We start from the raw sequence: 2,004 nt of genomic DNA on the forward strand, positions 1-2,004 counted from the left end.
TATTTAATACTAATTATATTACTTATATATATCAGCTGCTAATGCTTCAAGTTTTTCATAATCTAATATTGTATAGCAATCATTTTCTTTCATTAAAATATTTTTATCGCATAAATTATTTAATGTTCTTAATAAATGTCTATAACTTGTTCCTAATAGTTCTGAAATTATAGTTAAAGTTTCGTCAAATCTAATAACTTTACTATTAGAATTTCCAATAGAAATAATATAACTTGCTAATCTGCTTTCTAATGGATACATTAAATTTATAGCTGAATTTCTTGAAGATCTTTTCAGCTTTTTCCCTAATGAACTACACAAAAAATTCAAAAGCTTCGTATCTTCATGATATATATTCTTTAATGTTTTTAAGGGTATTCCTAAACATACACATGGCTCTATTGCTTCCACATTACAGCTTGCAAGGTCATTAGTTATTAATTCTAGATCTCCTAATGTATCTAATTCTTTATAAAAGTCTAGTAATAATAACTTCCCATTTTTCAAACTTGAATATACCTTTGCTTTTCCTTCTACAAAAAACATAAGATATTCTACCTGACCTCCATCTCTAAAAATTAGTTCTCTTTTGCTAAAAAATAAAAGCTCCAAATTACTTCTTATATTATCATTAAACAAGTCTTCTATATTATGAAGTTTTATATACTTATTTATCAATTCTTTATCTTTTATCCTTCTCATTTTTTCTCCTTAATATAACAGTTTAATTTATATATGATAAGTATGACATATGTCCTAATAAAAATTAATCATTTTATGTTAAATTTATAAAAAAGATTTAAGGAGATTTTATATGTATAACTTTCTATCATTATTTACTGGAATTTTAATAACTCTAATGGTTAGTTTAAATGGAATTTTATCTGGGCGAATAGGCAATTACTCCTCTACTTTAATTGTCCACTTAAGCGGCTTTATTGTTATATCTATATTTATAATATATAAAAAATATAAAATTGATATAAAGAAAAGTATTCCACTAGTTTTATATAGTGGCGGAATAATTGGAGTACTTACTGTGATTTTCAACAATATAAGTTTTAATGTCCTAGGTGCTTCTTTAACTATATCAATAGCTTTATTAGGACAGACATTATCATCTCTAATTATAGATCATTATGGATTGATGAAGATGAAAAAAGTTAAATTTGAAAAGAAAAACTATTAGGCGTATCTTTTATTATGCTTGGAATCTATATTATGACATTTTTCTAGGAGGTATTTATATTATGTTATATATTTTATTAGCAATTTTATCTGGAGTATCTGTTGTTATATCAAGAATCATTAATTCTAAACTAGCTGAAGAAATTGGAACTTTTCAAGGAACATTTTTTAATTACCTTACAGGTTTAATAACTTCTACCATATTCCTACTTATAACTAAAGATTATATAAATATTCCTCCAATTCATGAATTAAATTTGCCTATATATTCTTATTTAGGAGGAAGCATTGGTATATTGGTTGTTGTTTTATCAAATTATACAACGCCTAAAGTATCATCTTTTTCCTTAACTTTACTAGTTTTATAGGCCAACTTTCTATTGGAATTATCATAGATTACTTTAATAGTAATACTTTATCAGTAGGAAAATTAATTGGTGGACTGTTCATTTTAATAGGCTTAACCTACAATATAGTAGTTGACCAAAAAATTGAAGAATCAAAGTCTATTGATATGTTAACGTAAATTAATATAAAAAGAAGTTGTCTTAAACTTTAATTTAAGACAACTTCTTTTTATAATTTCTCGTATATATTAGTTTTGACCAAAATATCTATCTAATAATCCCTTAAATGCTTGTCCGTGTCTAGCTTCATCTTTACACATTTCATGAACTGTATCATGAATTGCATCTAAGTTTAATTGTTTTGCTAATGTTGCTAAGTCTTTCTTTCCTTGACATGCTCCATGTTCTGCATCTACTCTAGCTTGTAAGTTTGCTTTTGTATCTGCTACTACTACTTCTCCTATAAGCT

4 protein-coding genes are annotated in these 2,004 nt (G+C 25.3%); 2 read left to right on the forward strand and 2 right to left on the reverse strand.

Translation table 11 applies throughout. From position 1 onward, the window contains the following. Positions 1-18 precede the first annotated feature (18 nt). The gene (gene yeiL / locus A500_RS11245; protein WP_016207709.1) at positions 19-702 is read right to left on the reverse strand and encodes a transcriptional regulator YeiL; all 684 of its coding nucleotides are present in this window, start codon (positions 700-702) and stop codon (positions 19-21) included. Between the two features lie 112 nt (positions 703-814). Here yeiL and A500_RS11250 point away from each other — a divergent pair, with 112 nt between their 5' ends. Both A500_RS11250 and A500_RS11255 read left to right on the forward strand, forming a co-directional pair. Next, positions 815-1,189: a DMT family transporter gene (locus A500_RS11250; protein WP_016207710.1), complete on the forward strand. Its 375-nt coding sequence runs from the start codon at positions 815-817 to the stop codon at positions 1,187-1,189. Positions 1,190-1,250: 61 nt separating this feature from the next. Beyond that, positions 1,251-1,556 (forward strand): DMT family transporter, encoded by a 306-nt coding sequence (locus A500_RS11255; RefSeq protein WP_016207711.1) that lies wholly within the window; start codon positions 1,251-1,253, stop codon positions 1,554-1,556. A gap of 227 nt (positions 1,557-1,783) precedes the next feature. On the opposite strand, the gene A500_RS11260 is transcribed toward A500_RS11255, so the two are convergent. Beyond that, positions 1,784-2,004: ferritin family protein (locus tag A500_RS11260; protein WP_016207712.1), on the reverse strand; the 221-nt coding region annotated here is incomplete at its 5' end.

Source organism: Clostridium sartagoforme AAU1, from assembly GCF_000401215.1.
Classification (GTDB): domain Bacteria; phylum Bacillota; class Clostridia; order Clostridiales; family Clostridiaceae; genus Clostridium; species Clostridium sartagoforme.